We start from the raw sequence: 21,499 nt of genomic DNA, 5'->3' as shown, positions 1-21,499 counted from the left end.
CGCAGCCCTGCTCTCCGGTCAACTCACCGCAAGCGACCTTCCAGAGGACGTTCCACTTTTAAAATTTTTAAAAATATAGAAATGGATCTGTGTTGACCCGGGAAACCAGAACCTCCAGCTCCACTTTTTCTTTCTCTGCCCTTTCTCGCAAGTAACCGGCCAGGACGGGGACAACCACCCACTCCGTTCCGTGATGCCCGGCATCAACAACAGCAATCCCGTGCGCCTTTGCCTCAAGGGCCTCGTGGTGCCTGACATCTCCCGTAAGGTAGACATCGGCGCCGGCTTTCAGCGCCCGGGCGAGAAGGGACATCCCGCTCCCCCCGCAAAGCGCCACTTTCTTGACGATCCTGCCGGGATCTCCGATCACCCGCACCATTTTCAACTCCAGCAACCTTTTAACTTCTCCGGCAAAGCGGTCAAGCGAAACGGGCTCCGGCAGCTTCCCCACCCGCCCGAAGCCGTAGCAGCGTCCCTGGTTCCAGAGAGGATAAACATCGTAGGCCACCTCTTCATAGGGATGGGCCTGCAGCATTGCCTCTAAAACCCGGGAAAGCTTCTCCTCGGGGACAATGGTTTCCAGCCTGAACTCCCGGGCCTTCTCCAGTTCCCCCACCCGACCCAGGAAGGGATCGGACCCGGGAAGCGGGCGAAAGGTTCCGGTGCCTTCGGTCTGGAAAGTGCATTCCGAATAATTCCCGATCCATCCCGCTCCCCGGCTGCACATTGCCTCACGCACGGCATCTTCGTACCCCTGAGGAACGAAGACAACAACCTTATATAACTTCTCGATACGCGTCGGCAGCAAGAGTTCGAGCTCCGCCAGGCCCAGGCGGCGGGCCAGCACGTCGCTGACCCCACCAGGGGCTGCATCCAGATTGGTATGGGCCACGTAGAGATGGATGCCAGCCTGCACCAGCCGGGCAATTAAAGAAGTGGGGAAGGTGTCAAAGGGCAAAGAGGAGAGGGGATCGCGGAAAAGGGGGTGGTGCGAGACAATGAGCTGCACCCCCACATCCACCGCCTCGTTTACCACTTCTTCCGTAACTTCGAGAGCCACCAGAACCTTTTCAATCACACCGGAACGCGAGCCGATAAGGAGGCCGGTGCGGTCCCCTTCCTGCGCCAGGAATTTCGGCGCCCACTCCTCAAGCCAGGTTATGAGCTTTTCGCATCTAACTGGCATGCGATCACCTTCTTAAAGAATTCAATCTTGCGAATCCACTCGCGTTGCATCTGCCGGGCCGCGGGGGTCCTGGCACGCTCCAGGGCTCTAACCACATTTTCCATCTCTCGAACCTGCTTTTCCAGAAAAGGAACAAGGAGGGGATGCCTTTTTTCCAAAAGCCTGGGCCCAAATTCGAGATGCAGCCTTGATTCCAAATCAGAGTCAGGATTCCCGAGGCTTCCCCCCTCCTTTCTTTCTCCACCTCCCGGGGAGCCTGGTTCGGCGACGATGATCTCGTAAAAATGTCCCCCTTCGAAAACCAGATCTTCGTCCACAAGCAGCCAGCCGTTGCTCAACAGCCAGTTGCGCAAAATTCCCGAGCCCCCCAGGGGCTGCAGGATAAGACGCTTCACCCTTTCGAGCACGGCCGGAGAAGCCTCCAGGATGTCCTTGATTTTTGCGCCTCCCATCCCGGCAATCACCACAGTCTCTGCTTCGGCAGGCTGCAGGACCTGAAGTCCGTCCCCTTCCCTGACTTGAATTTGCTTTTCCAAACCGTAAAAGGCAACCGTCGAGCGGGCTGCCTCCAAGGGGCCGGGGTGGAGTTCGCCGGCGATCACCCTGGGGGAAATGCCCTGTTTTATCAGGTACACAGGCAACAAAGCGTGATCTGTTCCGATATCGGCTACGATGGCGCCCGGTTTGACATAGGCCGCGATCCGGGCAAGCCTCTCCGGTAATTTCAAGCGCCTCCCTCCCGGTTTTTTAAAAGACTTATCAGGTTCCGATGCGTCCGTAAAAAAGATCCGAATTTTTAAGGCCGCTGCCCTGCAAAAACATCAGGAGTTGCCTGGCCCCCTCGGCCAGATCAAATTTCAGGGCTTCCCTGCAAGGCACCCAAACGGCATCCGCAACATCCGAGCCGGCCCTGAGGTCGCCTTCCAGGTAGCTGGCCAGAAAATCAACCAGGAGGTAGTGGTATGCAACCCCTCCCCCCGGATCCCGGTAGATTAAATCGAAAACACCCACGATGCGCCCAACTTCAATGGAAATGCCGCATTCCTCGCGAACCTCTCTTTTCAGGGCCTCGGCCAGTTCCTCCCCGATTTCCACGCCTCCTCCAGGAAAACTCCACAGCCCCTGGCTGGGTGGCGCGCTCCTCCGGACAAGCAACAACTCCTCTCCCTTCAAGACTACGCCCCCCACTCCTACCAGGGGGCGCGCCGGGTAGGCCCGGGAACTGGACCGGACGCCTTCCAAAACGTGAGAGGCAGCTCCAGGAAGAACGCGAAAAATTACGGTCCCCCCTCCTGTGTAAGCACAGGGATCAGGGCACTGGAGGTAGGCCCCGGGCCCCGCAGCAGAGGCAAGACCCAGCTCTTCCGGCCTGATTCCCCGGGAAAGGGCAGCATAGTAAGGCATCAGGGAGGACAGCCCGTGCATGCAGAGAGCCTGCCCTGGCCCCGGCCGCAACCGGTAGCCGTCCTCAATATAGAAGCAATCCCCTTCCCGGTAAACAGGGCAGCTCCCCATTACCTTTACCACTTCGATCTTTAAGGTTTGCGCCACCTTGAATTCCTCCAAGCCGCTCCGCTCCCCGCGCCCCCGGCTCCGGCCTTTTTTGCAACCCGGCACCCTTCGGAAAAACAGTCCTTGCTGTTCTGCTTCCAATTTTAGAGGTATAATGAAACCAGGTCAAGAAAAAGCCGAAAGGAGGGTGGGCACGTGGCCGATTTGCGCGTTGGTACCAGCGGCTACAACTACCCGCACTGGAGGGGGGCCTTCTACCCAAAGGAAATTCCCGGCCGCCGGTGGTTGAACTTCTACGCCGCCCATTTCAACACGGTAGAGCTGAACGTTACCTTTTACCGCCTCCCCCTGGCCAAGACCTTCGCCAGCTGGTATGACAGCACCCCTCCAGATTTCCGGTTTGCCGTCAAAGGAAGCAGGATGATCACCCACATAAAACGCCTGAGGGATGTCGCAGAACCCCTTGCCGCCTTCTTCGGCCGGGCAGAAAAACTCCAGGAAAAACTCGCGGTGGTCCTCTGGCAGCTGCCCCCGGGCCTTCGGGGGGACCCCGGGCTCCTCGCCGAATTCTGCAGGTTGGTACAGGGCAACGATACCGCGCGCGCCGCACGGCACGCCTTTGAATTCCGCCACAATTCCTGGTTCTCCCCTGAGGTTTACGAAATCCTGCACCAAAACAACTTCGGCCTCTGCATTGCGGACTCCCCCAGGTGGCCGCAGACCCTTGAGGTGACTGCAGACTTCGTCTACCTGCGGTTTCACGGAAGCGAGAAGGTTTATACTTCGTGCTACACAAAGGAAGAACTGGAACGCTGGGCCAAAAGAATCCGGGAGTGGCTGGAGAGCGGCAGGGATGTTTACGCCTACTTCAACAACGATGCCGGAGGCTGGGCGGTGGCCAACGCCCGGGACCTGATCTCCCTGACCCGGGCCCGGCAGGAAGCATAATCCCCCGGCCGATCCTCAGCTCAAATTTCGATTGCTTTTTCCTTTTTTATGTTTTATAATTTATTTATCTAGATATTTAGATACTTTTATTAATTTCAACCTTTATCAAATCTTATCGAAACTTTCTTTTCTCAATCCAGCTTATCCAGAAAAGGGGATGATCATGCGGAAAATCGCAGAAGCATTCCGCGCCTTAGGAGACGAAACCAGGCTGCGAATCCTGGCGCTCCTCATCCATGCAGAGCTATGTGTATGCGAAATCGAACTGATCCTCAATCTTCCCCAGCCCCGGGTTTCCCACCACCTGGGCATTTTAAAAGACGCCGGACTGATTGCCGACCGCCGGAACGGCCAGATGGTCTTTTACCACCTCGTTCCTTCCCACCCCCTCTGGGCACATGCAGGAGCCGGAATTAAGCAACTTCTGGATGAGTTCGTTGCGCCCGAGGACATTGTACGCCTTAAGCACTGCCTCCAGCACCGACGGGAGGGAAAAGAGCACCTGGCCAAACTCCGCCACGCGTGGTCCAAGGCCGAGATTCGCCTTTATTAAGCTCAATTTTCTCTTAGGATTTTGCTTTTTGGGATTTGTACTTCAGGAGAGGAGGTTTTTAAATGGAGGTTTACCTGAACAACGCGGCAACATCCTGGCCCAAGCCCGAGTGCGTTTACGAAGCAGTGAATAATTTCCTGCGCCGCTTCGGGGCAAGCCAGGGGCGCGGGGTTTTCCGGCGCAGCCAGGAGGCCACCAGGATCATCGAGGACTGCCGTGACGCCCTGGCCCGCCTGTTCAACGTTAAAGATCCTTCACGGCTTGTTTTTACAAAAAACTGCTCCGAGGCCCTGAACCTGGCAATCAAAGGTTTTCTGCGCCCCGGCGACCACGTGATCACCAGCAGCATGGAGCACAACTCGGTCTGGCGCCCCCTGAAAACCCTTGAAAAGAAAGGAACCATTTCTCTTTCAGAGGTCATGTGCAACCCACATGGAGAGATCGATCTCTCTGATGTAAAGCGGGCCTTCCGGCCCGAAACAAGGCTGCTGGTTTTTACGCACGCCTCCAACGTAACGGGAACCCTTTTCCCCCTGGCCGAGCTGGCGGAACTCGCCCATGCCCACAGCTCCAGGCTGCTCGTAGATGCCGCCCAAACTGCCGGAGTTTTTCCCATCGATGTGGCCGAACTTGGCATCGACCTTCTGGCGTGCAGCGGCCACAAGGGACTGCTGGGGCCCCAGGGAACCGGCGCCCTCTATATTGCCCCTGGCCTGGAGCTGGAACCCCTGCTGGAGGGGGGAACCGGGAGCAACTCCCTCTTCCCCTTCCAACCTGAAACACTTCCCGACCGCTTTGAAACCGGCATCCCCAACGGCCCCGGCCTGGCAGGCCTCGGGGCGGCGGTGGAATTTCTTTTAAAGACAGGGGTTGCGGCAATCCGAGAAAAGGAACATCAATTGACGGCCCTTTTACTGGAAAAGCTGGGGCAAATTCCCGGGGTCGTCCTCTATGGGCCCCGGGATCCCGACCGCCAGGTGGCGGTAGTTTCCTTCAACATTCAAGATGTCAACCCTGAAGAGGTGGGTGCGGTACTGGATGAGATTTACAATATCATGGTCCGGACGGGGCTGCACTGCGCGCCCCGCGCCCACAGGACCATCGGCACCCTGGAGACGGGAACGGTGCGCGTCAGCCCCGGCTACTTTAATACAGTCGCAGATATCGAGTACTTCCTGGAGGCAATCCGGGAAATCGCCCGGAAAGCAGCCCCCGGCCCCTCCCACCCCGTTCGTCCAGGAAAAGAGGGCGCCGCAGCAGTTGGAGAATTCGTAAAAGGCTACCAGATTATCCAGGCCGCCCCCTGCTACGCCGATGCCAGGAAGATCAGGGTGATCGCCTCCCTGACAGATGATGTTGAAACGCTTTTCCCCTATTTAAACGCCGTGCTCAGAGGGAGCTATCACGAAGCAGGAAAGTCGTTTACCTTCTCTTACGAAGGCCGGCCTGTGGTTCTCCAGCCCCGACAGATTATCCTGGGCAAGACCGAAAACATCGCTAAGGCAAACGAGATCCTGGAGAATGTGGTCAAAATGCTGAACAGAGTAGCCGCAGCCAGAGATAGAATTACTCCCACTACAGAACCTCAAACCCAACTGAGCCCCTTCATGCTCTACAAACACCTCCCCCGCACCAACTGCAGGGAGTGCGGGGAGCTAACCTGCCTCGCCTTCGCAACTGGGGTCATCCAGGGGCGCTACGAAGCAGAGCAGTGCCCGTTCTTGAAAGAGCCGGCTTACGCGCAGCAAAAGCAGGCAATTGAGAAACTCCTGGCCGAATACCTGGAGGGCCTCTTGCCTGCCGGGGAGGAGCTGCTCAGATGAAAAAGGTTTTCATCGTCCTGGAACCCCAGGAAATCCTCAGGCTGCAGGGGATCCTGATGGAGCACGATGCAGAAGAGGCGTGGAATTTTCTCCAGTTCACGCTCTGGCCCAAGATTAAAAAAGAGATCAGTTGTTTAGACGGAAAAAAGTAAAGGAGGGATAAAATGTCGAGGTGTCTAAAGTGCGGCCTTTTCTCGACCCTGAACAGTGAGTGCTTCTGGTTTAAAAAGAAGTTCTCCAGGCAGGACCTCGCGGCAAGCGGTGAATGCCCATACTTTACAGAAATTCTTTACGAAGACGGTGTTCCCCTCACTCCTTACCAGCATTTCCTGCTTAAAAAACAGGACCTGGAGAGCAAGAAAATGCAGGGTCCGGTGTAAACGGGTGTTTTCCAGCCTGGCCTGGAACCGGATTGCTCTGAAGCTAGAACACTCTGGAAAGACCTTTCTTTTGAAGAAGATAGGCGCTTCCCAGAAATAATGCCGTAAAGGCGACAAGAGCCGTCATGTCAAACTGCGGTCCAATCTGGGGCTGCTCCCCGAACGCAAGGCGGATTAAATCCATGGTATATGTAAGAGGCGAAAAAAGGGCAATGGAGCGGCCCCAGGCCGGCATTTGCTCGAGAGGAACAAAGACCCCACTCACAAAGAGCAGCGGAAACCGGACCAGTGTAGCCAGCATCATCACGTTCGACGGCATGTCCGTCGGAAGGGCTGCGAGCAAGGCACCAAGCGAGGCAAAACAGTAAACCGCCAGAAACAAAGTAACAAGAAAAACAGCCGGTTCAAAAAGCAGCGCTCCAAAAACAAGAACTCCCAGCGCCAGGGGAACCAGGGAAATAACCAGGCCGTAGAGAAAGCCGGCCCAGACATCACCCAGGACAATGTGCCACAGGGAGACAGGGGTGGTCAGCAGGCGCTCGTAAGTTTTAGCCTGCCTTTCCCAGGGGGCAATCAGCGGTCCCACCGAAGAGGCCGCAAACAAAACCGTCATCCCAATCAGCCCGGGAACCATGCTGGCGGCAGGCAGGTTGCGGCCCACCGCAAAGGCGAGAAACATAAAAACCGGGAAAAGAAGGCCGAAGATCAACACCGGCGGCTTGAGATAATAGATCTTCGCATTTTTTTTAGCAATCGCAAGGGAAAGCATCCAGTGTTCAATGAGGGTTAACTTGCCAGAGGATTTTTCAGCAGACACTTTCGCTCCTTCCTCTCTTTATTGCTGATCCGTCAGGTGTAGAAAAACATCTTCCAGGGTTGGTCCCTGGGTGTGCAGGGAAAGGATCTTTAAGTTTTCCCGCCTGGCCAGTTCGGCAACCGCCAATACAACATCCCCCGGGTGATCGGTGTAGAGGATAAACCTGTCACCCGACTTCTTCACCTGATTTACACCCTTAAGAGCGGCGAGGAGTTGTGATTCAACCACCTGTGGATGAAAAGCCACCACAACCGACTGAAGGCGCTGCAGCATACATTTCAGTTTTTCCGGCCGGTCCACAGCCACCAGTTTTCCCTGATTAATGATGGCAACCCGGTCGCAGAGTTGGCCGGCTTCCTCGATGTTGTGGGTGGTCAGGAAAACGGTTTTTCCCCTCTCATTAAATTTCTTAATCAGATCCCTGATCAGGTGGGTGCTTTGAACATCAAGCCCTGAGGTAGGTTCATCTAAAATAAGAACTTCCGGATCGCTCATCAGCGCCATGCCAAGCAGCAGCCGCTGCTTCATCCCCTTGGAAAAGCCCCTGGCTTTAAAGTGCCGCTTTTCCTTTAATCCGAAGATCTCGAGAAGTTCATCTGCCCGCTTCGCACGCATCTTTTTAGGGACTCCATAAAGTTCTCCGATAAACAAAAGATTGTCCCAGGCGGATAAATCAACATAGACATTGGCCAGTTCCGGCACCACACCCATCATCCGCTTTGCATGATACGGCTGCTTTTTCAAGTGATAGCCCATGATTAAAACTTCTCCCTGATCCGGCTCAACGATCCCCGTCAGGATTCGCTGGGTGGTAGTTTTTCCGGCTCCGTTTGGACCCAAAAAACCGAATACTTCTCCGGCCGCTACCGAGAAAGTAACCCCGGCAACGGCCTGAACATTTCCATATTTTTTAAACAGGTTCCTTGCCTGGATTGCTTCGAAGTTCACTTACTTTCAACTCCCCTGGCTTAACAGCGCGAAACTTTGCGCTGCTTACTCGCTGCTCAAATTTTCCTTTTCCGCCTCTTGTGCAAGGCACCGATTAAATTCAAGGAGAAAACCCTCTAAAGATTTCTTTTTCTGTTGAATCGTCAAGGCCCATGTCCGGAGATAACTGTCTCCCTCCGGAGTCAGCGAGTAAATCTTGCGCGCCGGCCCCCCACTTCCCGGCTCCAGGCGCGACTCCACCATCCCATTCTCCTCTAAATGCCGCAGGTGGCGGTAAATCACGCCAGGATCCGGCACTCCTTCCAGAAACGATAAGGTGCTCAACCTCTCCGCAAGTTCATACCCATGCGACGGTTTTTTCTTCAAAAGCAGCAGGAGCGACGGGATTGTCAGGCTCCCGCGTTTCAGGTGCTGGTCCGAACAGTTGCAGCCATCTCCAGCAATTCCGCACATTGCATGTCCCTCCTATGGTAGACTTATCACTACTGACATATTATCATTATATTACATTTTGTCAATAGTCTGGTAAGTTTTTTGATTATAAAGCCGCATCCCCACCAAGGCGATTAAAGCCTCAGTAGATGTTCTTTCCCGGGCCCGGCGTGCGAGAGACTATGGGCTGAAAATCGAAAATGTTCAGCCTGATCCTAGGGTGATCGTCGCCGGAAGGATAAGATGGTCGGTCTTTTGCGGAGAGGCATCGCCCAGCTTTTCAGGGCGAACGGATTTTCCCTTTATGAGGAGGCGTGCGGCTGAGGGGTCCAGGCTAACTGGAGGTGGAAGGCGAAGGCGGCCTCACCCTGGCAAGCAGCGGCTGTTCGCCAGATAGTATTTTTAAAACACGGGCTACCTGGATTAAAGGATGCTCTTCCTGCAATTCTTAACAGCCTCCCGTAAAGCACGTATCATGCCTTTGGTTTTTTCCACCCAGAGCCAAAAATATAAAAGCAGGCTTAGCCATATTTAACATATAACCGGTCTTTCTTCTCAATAATCTCACTTTACCATGTTCTTGCGAAGAAATAGATAGTGTTGTCAGAATCTTCATCGGTAAAATAGATTCTCCCTTTCCGATCCCAGGCGGGGCAGTAAGCATTCAGTGGAGTTGAACTGTACCGCAGGTAAGTCAGAGGTGCTACCTCTGATGGTAACAGGGAGCAGGATTTTTTTATTCTGTGTCGAATTAATCTTCTGAAGTAATGGCACGAAGCCGTTCGAAGTTTAGGAAGTTTAAGAAACAAGGGGTAATTTGATTTGTAATGATCAGGCCACGAAGGTCTGTTGCCTTGCCGAAGCAGGGCAGATCCTTCGTGGCTTTTATTTATGCTGGCGAACTGGAGGTGGCTTCCGGGACAGCAGTGTTAATTCTGGGACTGAGTTTGGAAGTGGAGGTTGGTCTGCTATCCTGCAGAAGGGCAGAATTTCCGGGAAACTTTTATTTTTAGCTGTGATTAGGGGAAAAACCAGGTAATTCACTGGTAAAGTGGGAGGAGGTTAAATTAATGAAACGTGCCATAACCTTTTGTTTATTACTTGTTTTTGTTCTGGTGACATTGCTGGCTGGATGTACCGCACCAACCAGTTCCCCAGAAGCAAAAGAGAAAATGTTGCGAATTGCTACCGGCAAGGATGACTACACCAATAGTTGGGGCGGGAAGGCCGTTTTGTGCAGTGAAGGTCTGGTAATGTTTGATTCCAACATGAAGATTAAACCTTTACTTGCTGAATCCTGGAAAGTTGAAGACGGAAAAATCTATACCTTTCAACTCAGAAAAGGAATTAAGTTTCATGATGGCACACCTTTTAATGCCCAGGCAGTAAAGAATGCGTTCGAAACTTACCTTAAGAAATCGGTAATAAGGGACGGAATTGAAGTCATTGAAACCCCGGACGATTATACCGTGAAGTTCATCCTGAAGAAACCGAATCCAATCTTTCTCTCGAATTTAGCAGTCTATGAAGAAATTCTCAGCCCCGCTGCCGTGAAAAAAGCATTGGAGGAAGGAGTTAGCGAAGAGCTGATTCCCCAGCGGGTGTTTGTCGGTACCGGCCCCTTCAAGTTTAGTAAATGGACGAAAGGCCAGGAAGTTGTCTTTGTGAAAAACGAAGATTACTGGCAGGGCAAGGTTAAACTGGACAGGATAGTTTTTAAAATCATTCCCGATCCCCATACCCGCGTAATTTCGCTGGAAGCCGGAGAAGTGGATTTAATCGGCAACGACCCCTTCAGCTTAATACCGCCACAGGAAGTTTTAAGGCTCCAGAATAATCCAGAAATTAGGCTTTACCACAGAGCTGCAGCGACAACTTACGGTCTGGATTGGTTTTCCTTTAACACCGGGAGAGACCCCTTCAATGACCTGCAGTTGAGGAAAGCCGTAAAATATGCGGTTAATGTGCATAAAATCGTTAAAGCAATTTTTGGGAATGAAGAACCCGTTGCAAAAGGTCCCTTCCCCGAGTCTTCAAAGTTTGCCAGACCCGACCTCAGGTCCCCTGAATATAATCCGGACCTGGCAAAAAGGCTCTTAGCTCAAGCGGGATGGTCTGATACCGATAATGACGGCATCGTCGAGCGAAACGGCAAACCCTTCAAAATTACTTTAGCGATTGGCACCAGAGAGCCGGCCTGGAACATTATTGCCGAGATGATTCAGGCCCAGCTGAAAAAAGTGGGGATTGCCTTGGAGATAGAGACTTACGAGGATCAGGCGTTAAGAGAAAAGTGGAAGAAAGGCGAATTTGATTTGATTGCTCAAACAAGCATCGGCTCGCCTCATGACGACCCCCAGTGGCATTTTGAAACATACTACTCTACGCATGGTAGTTTTGGATATCCTCCTGTTATTAGAGACGAAGAGCTTGATAAGTACATTGGCGAGTTAAAAATGGCTGCAGGTGAGAAGCGGATCCAAAAATACCACGCAATTCAAAAGAGAATCGAGGAATTAGTTCCTGGGGTTTATCTCTATCACGAGCCAATGTTCGCTGCTGCTGCAAAAAAGCTGAAAAACTTCGAAATCAGCCCGCCGTTGCCATGGCACCGGTACCAGGTTTTATGGAAAGTGGACATCGAAGAATAATCAAACTTTCTTGATAACGAGGAGGGGATATTGATGAATTTTATAATGTATCGGGATACCACCCATTTGGTGGTGCAGGGTCACGAGGGATGGATTGATGTTGCGGGGACGCATTACCACGCCGGTCACCCTGTAGAGGTGCTTTTAAAGTGGGGGCACAATATGAAGCCTGATGGACTGTGTCAAAAAGAAAGGCTGACTGCCTACGTTTTCGATCCTGAGGGGAACCGGAAGGAATTAAGTATCAATGAACATGATGGAGAATCCTATGCTGTTTCGTTTATCCCGGAACAGGAGGGCTTTTACCAGGTTGTTGTAGAACAGAGTGGGATTGTGACGGTTACGGCAGACGGCAAACACCTGCTTTTGCCAAAGAAGGACTGCGACAACCCGCTGGAATCATCGGCCTTTACCCAGTTTGCGAGGGCGATATTGCCTGTGGGCCATGATTTAGAAGGCGAAGTGGAACGCGTGGGAAACGCTCTGGAACTGGTGCCGCTTCGGTGGAAAACGTGGAAAGCCGGGGATGTTATAAACTTAGAGGTTCTTTACCAGGAAAAGCCCGTAGCTGGAGCCACAGTTAACCTTATATCTGCTGATTTACTTGGTGCTGGTGGGCCTTTAGCAAAAGAAACTGGGGAGGACGGTTATGTAAGTTTTCCTTTACAACAGCCGGGGAATTACCTGCTTTTGGTCCGGCATGTGGACTATACTGAACGTAAAGAAGGCTATTACGACCAGCGCCGTTTGACAGCTACCTTACCGTTAATTGTAATTCGATGAACTAGGAGGTATTGCCGTGCTTAAGGAAAAGTTGCTCAATTTTGAGCCACCGGTAGATGGAAACCCTCTGGTAGAAATGGCCAGGGGGTATCAGGAGTCTTTACTTCTGCACCAGGCTTTTAAAACAGGGGTATTTGACGCTCTGGCTGATGGGCCAAAAAACGCTGAAACAGTAGCTCGGGAAATTGGAGGTGTTCCCGAACGCGTTGTTTTGCTGTTAGATGCGCTGGCGGCTCTGGAGCTTATTGAGAAAAGAGGGGATACTTATATCAATTCCGAAGTTGCCCAAACATTTCTTTCCTCCCGAAGCAAATTTTATCAGGGTGATCTGCTTGATCTTCAGCTTTCTCCCGAACGGCGCCGCCAGTGGGAAAGAATTGCCGATTGGTTAAAAGGAGAAGAAATAAGGTACTGGAATCATCGTGAAACATTTAACCCTTCCTTTGTCCGGGCCATGGCGCAGGCCGCGCTGGGGCATAAAGGATTTAAAGAAACCATTTTAGCAATTGCCAACCATAGCTGCTTTCAGTCAGCGGAGCGACTTTTGGACCTGGGTGGAGGGCACGGCCTCTACGCTATTGCCTTGAAGCAACTTAAGCCAGAATTGGAAGTAATAGTCTTCGACCTTCCTCAGGTAGAACAGGTAACTCAGGAGTATTCCCGCCATTACAATGCAGAGGTTGTCTTCATGGCAGGTGATTTTCATGAAAACGAATTGCCTGCAGAGCAGGACATCGTTCTGGCCTTTGATATTTTCTATCCTTCGCAAACAGAGAAAGTTTTGAGAAAGGTCTACCGGTCACTGAAGCCGGGTGGCTACCTCTTTACCAAGCACTGGTTCCTGGATAACACCCGAACCAGCCCGAAGCGGGCAGCTCTTTTTGCCCTGCAATTGAGGCTCGCCAATCCAACGTCCTATGTTTACAGTTTGCAAGAAATGGAGGAAATGCTTGTCAAGATAGGTTATCAAATCGAAGGCTCTACTCCTGTTGGGGATTCAGCATCTACGTTGCTCACAGCAAGGAAAGGTGAGGAAACGGATGCGTAAGGTTCTAAAAAGTATTGGCTTAATATGCTGTTTGATCGCCATCAGTGTTGTTATTTTCGGGTGTACCGGTCAAAAAGAAGAAGTTAAAAATGAATTAAGAATTGCTTTACCTGAGGATGTCAGGGGGTTTGATCCTTCAACCAGCGGGTATACATCCGGTATTTGGGATATTTATTCCCTGCTCTATGACAGGTTGGTCATTGAAGACCGGAATAAAAAGATTGTGCCTCAATTAGCCAAATCTTGGGAAGTATCTGATGACGGATTGGTGTGGACATTTTATTTAAGAGAAGGTGTAGAGTTCAGTAACGGAGCAAAATTTAATGCAGATGCCGTAAAAGCTTCTTTTGAATTTCTTAAAGAAAAAAGCATTTGCCCTGTTCCTCTTACGAAAAAGATAAAATCCATTGAGGTGGTGAATGATTATACCGTTAAATTTGTTTTAACCAGGCCGCATGCCCCATTTTTGGCTGATTTGACCGATATGAGATACCCCATTTTAGTTTTAGATAACGGGCGACCCGTTGGGACAGGGCCATACGTTTTAAAGGATTGGGTTAAAGGGAAAGAAATAGTCTTGGTAAAGAATAAAAAATACTGGAAAGGTATACCGAAAATTGACCGAATAGTGTTTAAGATTATTCCTGACCCCCATACACGGTTATTAGCTTTAGAGGCAGGAGAGGTTGACTTGATTACCTACTACGGTTCACCAAATTTTAAGGAAGAACTTCAAAGATTGCAAAATAATCCAAATGTTACCGTAGATGCAATTCACAACTGGAAAGTAGGATACCATCTCGTGTTTAACTATAAGAAGGGGCCGTTTAGTGATGTAAGAGTAAGAAAAGCCATCTCTCATGCTATTGATGCCCAAAAAGTGAAAGAAAATATCGTAGGTAAATATGGCATTGTCGGTGTGGCGCACTTGTCTCCGCTTTCTCCTTTCGCAAAGCCCGGCATTGAAGGCTACGCCTATGATTTGGAAAAGGCAAAAAACTACCTGGCAGAGGCCGGATGGAAAGATAGTAATAACGATGGGGTTCTTGATAAAGACAGTGAACCTCTCCATGTTAAATTGGTAATAACAAAGGATGATATAGCAGCAATTGCGGAAATGATACAAAATCAACTGCAAAAAGTTGGAGCAAAGGTTGAAATACAGGTTCTTGAGCGGGGAGCACAGCAAACGGCTATAGAAAAAGGAAATTTTGATCTTGCCCTTTTCACGCGGCAATATTGCTCGGGTGCTGATCCTCACCTGCATTTTAGGCAGATTTATCGTTCGGGTGTGGATGAAAGGTATGAATATATATTCAAAAACGATAAGTTGGATAATTTAATAGACAAGTTGTATACCGTATTAGAACCTCGAGAGCGTGTAAAGGTTTACCAGAAGATTCAAGAAATACTTTTGGAGAATGCGGCGGCAGTCTACTTGTTTTATGAAGATCACGTGACCCTTTACAATAAGCGGTTAAAGAACTTCGACCCTTTTTCAGGTGAGCTTAATACGCTGTGGCAGGCGTATTTGCAAAAGTAATCACACCATGAACAAGACTTAACTTTTCCCGCCAGGCTTAAGGACGGGCTTCGGGCGGGGAAACGCGAAACTTTCAAATCAGGGAGCCCACAATGTTTAGGTTCGAGGAGGGAAGCTCATGAAGAGGTTTCTAGTATTTTCTTGTTTGATAACTGTCGTTTTGTTGGCAGGTTGTGGAAAAACAACGGGTTCAAGAAAAGAACCTGCGAAGCAGGAGATAACGGTAGTTTCGGGAAAAATGTTTGACACCGGGATTCACCCAGGGGGATGGGGTGGATGCTGTTCCGGTGCACCTCACTGCCTTATATATGAGGGACTATTGATCTTCGATGTCGATGGGAAGAAGATACCCTGCCTGGCGGAATCCTGGGAAATGTCTGATGATGGCAGGCAATGGACCTTCCACCTGAGAAGGGGTATCAAGTTTCACGATGGAACCGACTTCGATTGCGAAGACGTGAAATTCACCTGCGAGTGGAATTCAAAGTACGGCTCCAAGGAATGGTGGCGCGGTTTCAACAGGGTTGAATGCCTGGACAAATATACGGTGAAGCTTATCTTTGATATACCAAGGTTTACTTTGGATTCAGAACTTGCGTTGACTGAAAACTACATCATGAGCAGTACTACGCCGCTCGACGATAAAGGAAAGGTACTAAAAGCGATAGGTACTGGGCCCTTCAAACTCGTATCTTGGTCAAAGGAGCGAGCGGAGCTTGAGAGGAACGACGATTACTGGGGCAAAAAACCGCGACTCGAGAAGGTAGTTGTAGTGGCAATCACCGATCCGCAAACAACGGTCCTGGCGCTGGAAGCAGGAGAGATTGATGCTATACAATGCTCCAACCTGATTTCAGAGATACCGAGGCTAAAATCCGTCTCCGGGCTCAAAATGTTAACCAAATTGGGTGTCGGTACATCAATACTCTACATGGGCACGAAGAACGAGCCCTTTGATGATCTTCGGGTTAGGAAGGCCTTGAATTACGCGATTAACAAGGACGCCATAGTAGACAACCTTCTGTACGGTTGCGCTATAAAGGCAGAGTACATGTTCTCTCCCGGGTTTGGTATATATGTCAATAAAGGCGCCAAGAACCCCGAATATAACCCGGACATGGCAAAGCAACTTCTGGCAGATGCGGGATGGGTAGATTCCAACGGCGACGGCACTTTGGACAAGGATGGAAAACCTCTCAGTCTCACTCTTACTTATTCCACGGACTCAGCTGATTATCCATCCGTTGCCGAGTATCTTCAGCATGAGTTGGGAAAGTTGGGAATTAAATTGAGGATCAATGTCGTGGAATATGCCAAAATGAGACAAATCTTGGAGTCAGGAAATTTTGACCTGATTCTTACTGGTCAATGGTATATACCCCACGATGAACCCTCAAACAACTACAGGGCATATTTCCATTCCACAAAAGGAACCTATCATTTCCTTATGGATCCTCAGGTTGATGCTCTGATAGACCAGCTTGACGCGACAGGAGATCGAGAGAAACGCTTGGACCTACATTACAGGCTACAGGAAGAAATCTTGAAGAGATACCCTGTGGTTTACCTCTATAACTATTACTCAGTTATCTTTGCGAAGGATTCGGTAAAAGGTCTTGAGGCACCCGTTCACAGCAGGCAGTATTGGAAGTCCCTAGCAGATGCTTACATTGAATAGTGAGTTGGGAGCAGTAATCGATGAGTATTGACACTTGGGCTATATTTTTCGGAGGGCAAGAAATGGACAAAATGTCCAGGGCTATCAAATCACTGCTGAGGCTCCCTGGCTGGAATTAAAGGAGCTTATCTCGAAAATCCTAAGTAACATTGTTACTAGCCTTAGTCCCCTTCCGCAAGGAAGGGGACTAAGGTCGGCTATCGCTAAAGCCGTGTTAGATGTTGCGAGAAATCGGGGGAGGTTTTCGTGCTTAAATACATTGCCAGGCGCCTGGTCTTGGTGATTGTTGTCGTCCTGGGCGTCACTATTATGACCTTTTCTATCATGCACCTGGCGCCGGGGGACCCCGCGGAAATGATCGCGATTGCCAGGTATGGAATGGAAGATTTGACCCGGGAAGACATTGAGCAGATAAGGAAGGCGGAAGGACTGGACGCCCCTGTTTATGTCCAATACGCCAGGTGGCTGAACCACGTGGTAAGAGGCGATTTTGGGCGCTCTTTAATCACCGGGGAACCAGTGCTGGAAGAGATCTTAATCCGCTTTCCGGCCACATTAAAACTTGCCTTAGCCGCGATGATCGTTTCTTTGCTTATTGCCATACCTCTCGGAATTGTTTCCGCGGTAAAGCAATATTCGTTGACTGATTATTTGAGTATGACCGGGGCATTAATAGGAGTTTGCATGCCCAATTTTTGGCTCGGTCTTTTGCTTATCCTCTTGTTTTCGGTATATCTTGGCCTGTTTCCGGTTTGCGGTTACGGAGGTTTGAAGCACATAGTTTTACCCGCCTTGACTTTAGGAAGTGGGATGGCTGCCATTACCACCAGGCTGACGAGATCGAGCATGCTTGAGGTTCTAAAGCAGGATTACATTACTACTGCCAGGGCCAAGGGTTTAAGTGAAAAGAGCATTATTACCAGACATGCCCTTAAAAATGCCTTTATTCCCGTGATCACCGTCATTGGCCTGCAGTTTGGCCACTTGCTCGAGGGAACCGTAATTATCGAAACCATCTTTGCCTGGCCAGGCATCGGAAAACTTTTGGTAGATTCCATCTTTGCCCGTGACTTCGCTTTAATCCAGGGCTGTGTCTTATTTTTCGCGGTGGTCTTTGTAATAGTCAATCTACTGGTAGATATTTCTTACGTTTACCTGGATCCCAAGATCAGGTATGAAAAGGAGGGGTAGCCGTGAACGGAGTCGTGGTAAAAGCACAGCCGCGTATCTACTCTTTAGCCCGGCTTAGCAGAAATAGAACAGCGGCAATTGGCCTGATTATCGTCTTGTTTCTGGTGTTTGTGGCTGTTTTTGCCCCTGTTCTGGCCCCCCACCACCCTTATGAACAGAACTTAGAAAAAGCCCTGCTTCCTCCATGTCGGGAGTATCCATTTGGGACAGACGACCTGGGCCGCTGTGTTTTTAGCAGGATTGTCTTTGGAACAAGAATTTCACTGCAGATCGGGGTCACGGTCACTGCGATCACAGCTTCCATCGGTGTGCTCATGGGCTTAATAGCCGGGTACTACGGCAGGCTGGTGGATGAAATAATTATGCGGCTGGTAGACATTTTGCTGGCCTTTCCCGGTCTAGTGCTTGCCCTGGCAATTGCCGGTCTTTTGGGACCCGGTTTGTTTAACGTTATGCTTGCCCTGGCAGTGGTCGGCTGGATGGGCTACGCGCGCGTAGTCCGGGGTGCCGTCCTTGCGGTAAAGGAAAAAGAATTTATTGAATCGGCAAAAGCCATTGGCGCCAAAGATCTCTATATCTTGCTCCGGCATATTTTGCCGAACGTGAGTGCGCCGGTTATTGTGATGGCCACGTTAGGTATTGGTTACGTGATACTGGCTGCTGCCGGTTTGAGCTTTCTGGGGTTAGGAGCGCAGCCGCCTACCCCGGTTTGGGGGGCAATGCTAAACAGCGGCAAAGCATTTATGCGCACCGCTCCCCACCTGACCATATTCCCCGGTCTGGCCATAATGATTACGGTGATGGCCTTTAATTTCCTGGGAGACGGCCTGCGGGATCTCCTTGACCCTAGATTGAAGGAAAGGAAAATCGAATAGGAGGGAAGATTTGTGGCCTGCCTGCTCAGTATTCGGAACTTGAGGACAGTCTTTCATACAGAAGAAGGATTGGTAAAAGCTGCTGATGACATAAACTTGGACATTGCCGAAGGAAGAACAGTTGGCTTAATTGGTGAAACAGGCTGCGGTAAATCGGTGCTCGGCCTTTCCATCTTAAGGCTTTTGCCACGCAATGCCAGCATCGAGGGAAAGATTTATTATAAGGGGCAAGATATCCTGCAATTGAGCGAAGAACAAATGCGCCGGTTGAGGGGTAAAGAAATAGCCTTAATACCTCAGAGTCCCTCTACTTCACTTAACCCGGTTTTAAAGATCGGCGTCCAGATTACTGAAGCCCTGCAACTACACCGAAAACTGACACGAGAAAAAGCAGAAGGGGTAGCCGTGGAACTGCTGCGATTCCTCAATCTACCGGAACCTGAAAATAAAGTAAAAGAATATCCACACCAGCTCAGTGGCGGGATGAAGCAAAGAGTTTTGGCTGCCATCGGCATCGCCGGGGAGCCTTCACTGCTTATTGCTGATGAGCCAACAAAAGGCCTGGATGCCATAATCAGGATGCAGGTTATAGAGGTTTTACGCCATCTAACAAAAAAGACAGGAGCAACAATGCTGCTGATTACCCACGACTTGAAAGTAGCGGCCAGCCTTTGTGACGAGATAGCAGTAATGTACGCCGGGGAGATCGTGGAACACGGACCGGCAGAACAGGTGCTAAAGCATCCAGGGCACCCTTATACGAAGGGTCTGCTGGCTTCGCTACCTGACAATGGGTTGAAGCCTATCCCGGGTTCCAGCCCGAGCTTAGTAAATCTACCTGCCGGGTGTAAGTTTCACCCACGCTGTGCCAGAGTCAGGAATGTATGTGCAGAAAAGCGGCCGCCTTTAATCAAAACAAACGGGTATCTGGTGAGGTGCATGTTTGTTGATCAGGGTCGAGAATCTCAAGAAAGTTTTCGCAACAGGGGTCTTCAGAAAGAGGCTGGTTAATGCAGTTGATGACGTATCTTTTACTATTTCCCCCGGAGAGACTCTCGGGCTGGTGGGTGAAAGCGGCTGCGGCAAATCCACCCTCGCCAGGGTCATCCTGGGGCTGATCCCACCTTCAGGTGGCAGAATCTTTTTCCATGGTCAGGAGATTACTACAGCGAGCTCAGCAGAACTAAAAAAAGTCCGCAAAAAAATGCAGATAATTTTCCAGCATCCGGAATCAGCATTAAACCCCAGGATGAAGATATACGACAGCCTGGTAGAGCCGATGCGGATCCAGCATCTTGTAAATAACCACAGGGAAGAAAAAAAGAAAGCCAGCGAGCTAATTGAACTGGTAGGTCTTCACAAGGAGCACTTGAGCCGCTATCCCCACGAACTGAGCGGGGGACAAATTCAAAGGGTCGTTTTGGCCCGCATATTGTCCCTGCAGCCGGAATTTATCGTCGCCGATGAACCTACCTCGATGCTGGATGTCTCTGTCCAGGCACAGGTGCTTAACCTTTTCAAGGAGATTCAGAAAAAGTTTAACATCGCCTACCTGTTTATCTCCCATGACCTTGAGGTAATCCGTTGGATGAGTGATCGGGTTGCTGTCATGTATGCTGGAGGCATTGTTGAAATAGGACCGGTAGAAAAAGTTTGCGAGAACCCGCAACACCCTTATACATCAATGTTGGTGAGTGCCTTTTTTGCTTCTGAAAATGATGTATCCAAATTTGCCAGGGTAACAGATTTCAAGGTTGCTAGATACTTATCTGGCTGTAAATTTTATTCTCACTGCTCAAAGGCAAGCAACATCTGCAAGAAAAGGCCTGACTTAAAAGGAGTGGAAAAGAATCATTTTGTGGCCTGCTGGCAGGTTTAAGCCTGCTTTTTCGAATGCCACGGGATTAAAACCGGCGTTTGATTGTCCTTATCTCAGCTTCGTGTTCCCCATACATTTCCAGCAGCGATTTGCTGACTTCGGTTAATTCTTTAAACCCGGCCTTCATTTCCCGGGATAAGTGGGCTACCTGGTGAGTGAGGCTATCAATATCGGCCTTGTGGACTTCGCTGGCGTGTATTAATGCCCGGATTAGCTGGGTGTTTTCTGATTGCTGTGCTTCGATTCTATCAAGGCGTGAGCTTATTTCGGATTGCTGGGTTTCGATTCTGTCGAGGCGGGAGTCCATTTCAGATTGCCGGGTTTCGATTCCGTCGAGGCGGGAATTCATTTCGGATTGTTGTGCTTCGATTCTGTCAAGGCGGGAACTCATTTCTGATTGCTGGGTTTCGATTCTGTCGAGGCGGGAGCTCATTTCGAGCTGCCGGGTTTCGATTTTGTCAAGGCGTTGATTGGTTTTGGTTTGGTTCGTTTCGATCTTGTCAAAGCGTTGACTGGTTTGTTGCTTAAATTCAGTCAGTTCGCCTTGAAGATTATCTAACTTTCCCAAAATTTCTTTCAACATTTTTTCCATATCAATCATCCTTTCATGCTCTGTGAAGGAACTCTTTTATTATTCGCCGTTCAATCCTGATTACCTTTTTCCGGAAAGTATATTTCTGGAGGAGATGTTGGCAGAACCTTCCGATGCTTCCCGGCCAGCGACACCAAAGTCATCCCATGGAAAAGCTTAGCGACTTTTCATATTTCCGCTTGAGATTCCCGGGGAAAACAAATGCATCAAAATGAACCATTAGTCAGGTGACGGCAAAACCGTGAAGCGGCCAGAGTTCGCGCGCGAGGCTGGAAAGACGCGCCCGGTAGCCGGCCTGATCCTCGCAGGCCGCCTGGAAAACGGGAAGAAGCCGGGGCCAGCGCCTGCGGAAAAGGGATTTTAAGTTCGCAACGGAGGTGGGGTAGAAGTTTAGGGGATCGTAATCCACCTCCCGCACTCCGGCGCGCCTGGCTTTTTCAAGAATGGTGGTAAGGTTTGCTTCGGTATCACCCAGGCCGGGCACGACCGGGGCAATAAAAATCCACGTCCAGATTCCTGCCTCCGCAAGCCGCGCCAGTGCTTCGAACCGGCGGTCCGGGGAGGGGGCGCGGGGCTCCAGGAACCGCGCGGCATCCCGGTCTGCCGTGGTGATGGTAAAACCCACCTCAACCTCCGGGATTTTTTTCAGCACGTCCAGAT

The 21,499-nt window shown here is 50.5% G+C and carries 22 protein-coding genes and 1 pseudogene; 14 read left to right on the top strand and 9 right to left on the bottom strand.

Translation table 11 applies throughout. From position 1 onward, the window contains the following. Window positions 1–67: 67 nt before the first annotated feature. From HPY58_11510 to HPY58_11495, 4 genes and pseudogenes are all read right to left on the bottom strand, one after another. Window positions 68–1,186 (bottom strand): Nif3-like dinuclear metal center hexameric protein, encoded by a 1,119-nt coding sequence (locus tag HPY58_11510; protein NPV30249.1) that lies wholly within the window; start codon window positions 1,184–1,186, stop codon window positions 68–70. Next, the gene (locus tag HPY58_11505; protein NPV30248.1) at window positions 1,159–1,914 is read right to left on the bottom strand and encodes an SAM-dependent methyltransferase; all 756 of its coding nucleotides are present in this window, start codon (window positions 1,912–1,914) and stop codon (window positions 1,159–1,161) included. Before HPY58_11505 ends, HPY58_11510 begins: the two co-directional genes overlap by 28 nt. Window positions 1,915–1,945: 31 nt before the next feature. Next, entirely contained in the window at window positions 1,946–2,428 is a 483-nt protein-coding gene (locus HPY58_11500; protein NPV30247.1) for an NUDIX hydrolase, read from the bottom strand. A gap of 24 nt (window positions 2,429–2,452) precedes the next feature. Then, a pseudogene (locus tag HPY58_11495) lies at window positions 2,453–2,701 on the bottom strand (TIGR04076 family protein). A gap of 192 nt (window positions 2,702–2,893) precedes the next feature. Here HPY58_11495 and HPY58_11490 point away from each other — a divergent pair. From HPY58_11490 to HPY58_11470, 5 genes are all read left to right on the top strand, one after another. Continuing rightward, entirely contained in the window at window positions 2,894–3,646 is a 753-nt protein-coding gene (locus HPY58_11490) for a DUF72 domain-containing protein (protein NPV30246.1), read from the top strand. Between the two features lie 157 nt (window positions 3,647–3,803). Then, window positions 3,804–4,199 carry a winged helix-turn-helix transcriptional regulator gene (locus HPY58_11485; GenBank protein NPV30245.1) on the top strand — a complete coding sequence of 132 codons (396 nt, stop codon included), beginning with the start codon at window positions 3,804–3,806 and terminating at the stop codon, window positions 4,197–4,199. Between the two features lie 62 nt (window positions 4,200–4,261). Then, window positions 4,262–6,022, top strand: coding sequence for an aminotransferase class V-fold PLP-dependent enzyme (locus HPY58_11480; protein ID NPV30244.1), 1,761 nt, complete (start codon window positions 4,262–4,264; stop codon window positions 6,020–6,022). Further along, window positions 6,019–6,174, top strand: coding sequence for a hypothetical protein (locus tag HPY58_11475; GenBank protein NPV30243.1), 156 nt, complete (start codon window positions 6,019–6,021; stop codon window positions 6,172–6,174). Before HPY58_11480 ends, HPY58_11475 begins: the two co-directional genes overlap by 4 nt. 12 nt (window positions 6,175–6,186) lie before the next feature. Further along, entirely contained in the window at window positions 6,187–6,402 is a 216-nt protein-coding gene (locus HPY58_11470) for a hypothetical protein (protein NPV30242.1), read from the top strand. Window positions 6,403–6,445: 43 nt separating this feature from the next. Here the strand turns inward: HPY58_11470 and HPY58_11465 are convergent, their stop codons facing one another. From HPY58_11465 to HPY58_11455, 3 genes are read right to left on the bottom strand one after another with little or no spacing between them, the layout of a single operon-like run. After that, window positions 6,446–7,219 carry an ABC transporter permease gene (locus HPY58_11465; protein NPV30241.1) on the bottom strand — a complete coding sequence of 258 codons (774 nt, stop codon included), beginning with the start codon at window positions 7,217–7,219 and terminating at the stop codon, window positions 6,446–6,448. A gap of 18 nt (window positions 7,220–7,237) precedes the next feature. Then, entirely contained in the window at window positions 7,238–8,167 is a 930-nt protein-coding gene (locus HPY58_11460; GenBank protein ID NPV30240.1) for an ATP-binding cassette domain-containing protein, read from the bottom strand. A 45-nt stretch (window positions 8,168–8,212) separates the two neighbouring features. Then, window positions 8,213–8,620, bottom strand: a complete 408-nt coding sequence (locus HPY58_11455; GenBank protein NPV30239.1) for a PadR family transcriptional regulator — start codon at window positions 8,618–8,620, stop codon at window positions 8,213–8,215. A 1,049-nt stretch (window positions 8,621–9,669) separates the two neighbouring features. Here HPY58_11455 and HPY58_11450 point away from each other — a divergent pair. From HPY58_11450 to HPY58_11410, 9 genes are all read left to right on the top strand, one after another. After that, window positions 9,670–11,250, top strand: a complete 1,581-nt coding sequence (locus HPY58_11450; GenBank protein NPV30238.1) for a hypothetical protein — start codon at window positions 9,670–9,672, stop codon at window positions 11,248–11,250. Window positions 11,251–11,283: 33 nt separating this feature from the next. Further along, a complete protein-coding gene (locus HPY58_11445) occupies window positions 11,284–12,033 on the top strand; it encodes a DUF4198 domain-containing protein (protein ID NPV30237.1) in 750 nt (249 codons plus the stop codon). A gap of 16 nt (window positions 12,034–12,049) precedes the next feature. Next, window positions 12,050–13,081, top strand: coding sequence for a methyltransferase domain-containing protein (locus HPY58_11440; GenBank protein ID NPV30236.1), 1,032 nt, complete (start codon window positions 12,050–12,052; stop codon window positions 13,079–13,081). Beyond that, window positions 13,074–14,624: an ABC transporter substrate-binding protein gene (locus HPY58_11435; GenBank protein NPV30235.1), complete on the top strand. Its 1,551-nt coding sequence runs from the start codon at window positions 13,074–13,076 to the stop codon at window positions 14,622–14,624. The genes HPY58_11440 and HPY58_11435 overlap by 8 nt, the downstream gene beginning before the upstream one ends. Window positions 14,625–14,742: 118 nt before the next feature. Continuing rightward, window positions 14,743–16,302: an ABC transporter substrate-binding protein gene (locus HPY58_11430; GenBank protein ID NPV30234.1), complete on the top strand. Its 1,560-nt coding sequence runs from the start codon at window positions 14,743–14,745 to the stop codon at window positions 16,300–16,302. Window positions 16,303–16,548: 246 nt separating this feature from the next. Then, complete coding sequence (locus tag HPY58_11425) at window positions 16,549–17,493, top strand: ABC transporter permease (GenBank protein NPV30233.1); 945 nt, start codon at window positions 16,549–16,551, stop codon at window positions 17,491–17,493. Window positions 17,494–17,495: 2 nt separating this feature from the next. Further along, window positions 17,496–18,368 (top strand): ABC transporter permease, encoded by an 873-nt coding sequence (locus tag HPY58_11420; GenBank protein ID NPV30232.1) that lies wholly within the window; start codon window positions 17,496–17,498, stop codon window positions 18,366–18,368. A 12-nt stretch (window positions 18,369–18,380) separates the two neighbouring features. After that, the gene (locus HPY58_11415; GenBank protein NPV30231.1) at window positions 18,381–19,379 is read left to right on the top strand and encodes an ABC transporter ATP-binding protein; all 999 of its coding nucleotides are present in this window, start codon (window positions 18,381–18,383) and stop codon (window positions 19,377–19,379) included. Then, the gene (locus HPY58_11410) at window positions 19,312–20,247 is read left to right on the top strand and encodes an ABC transporter ATP-binding protein (GenBank protein ID NPV30230.1); all 936 of its coding nucleotides are present in this window, start codon (window positions 19,312–19,314) and stop codon (window positions 20,245–20,247) included. Before HPY58_11415 ends, HPY58_11410 begins: the two co-directional genes overlap by 68 nt. A 25-nt stretch (window positions 20,248–20,272) precedes the next feature. Here HPY58_11410 and HPY58_11405 read toward each other — a convergent pair whose 3' ends face one another. Continuing rightward, the gene (locus HPY58_11405; GenBank protein ID NPV30229.1) at window positions 20,273–20,848 is read right to left on the bottom strand and encodes a hypothetical protein; all 576 of its coding nucleotides are present in this window, start codon (window positions 20,846–20,848) and stop codon (window positions 20,273–20,275) included. Between the two features lie 214 nt (window positions 20,849–21,062). Next, a partial coding sequence (locus HPY58_11400) for a radical SAM protein (protein NPV30228.1) occupies window positions 21,063–21,499 on the bottom strand: 437 nt, incomplete at its 5' end.

It is taken from the genome of Bacillota bacterium, assembly GCA_013177945.1.
Classification (GTDB): Bacteria; Bacillota; DSM-12270; order Thermacetogeniales; family Thermacetogeniaceae; genus Ch130.
The sequence above is the reverse complement of the archived record's forward strand: the minus strand, read 5'-3'. Positions and strand labels throughout refer to the sequence as shown.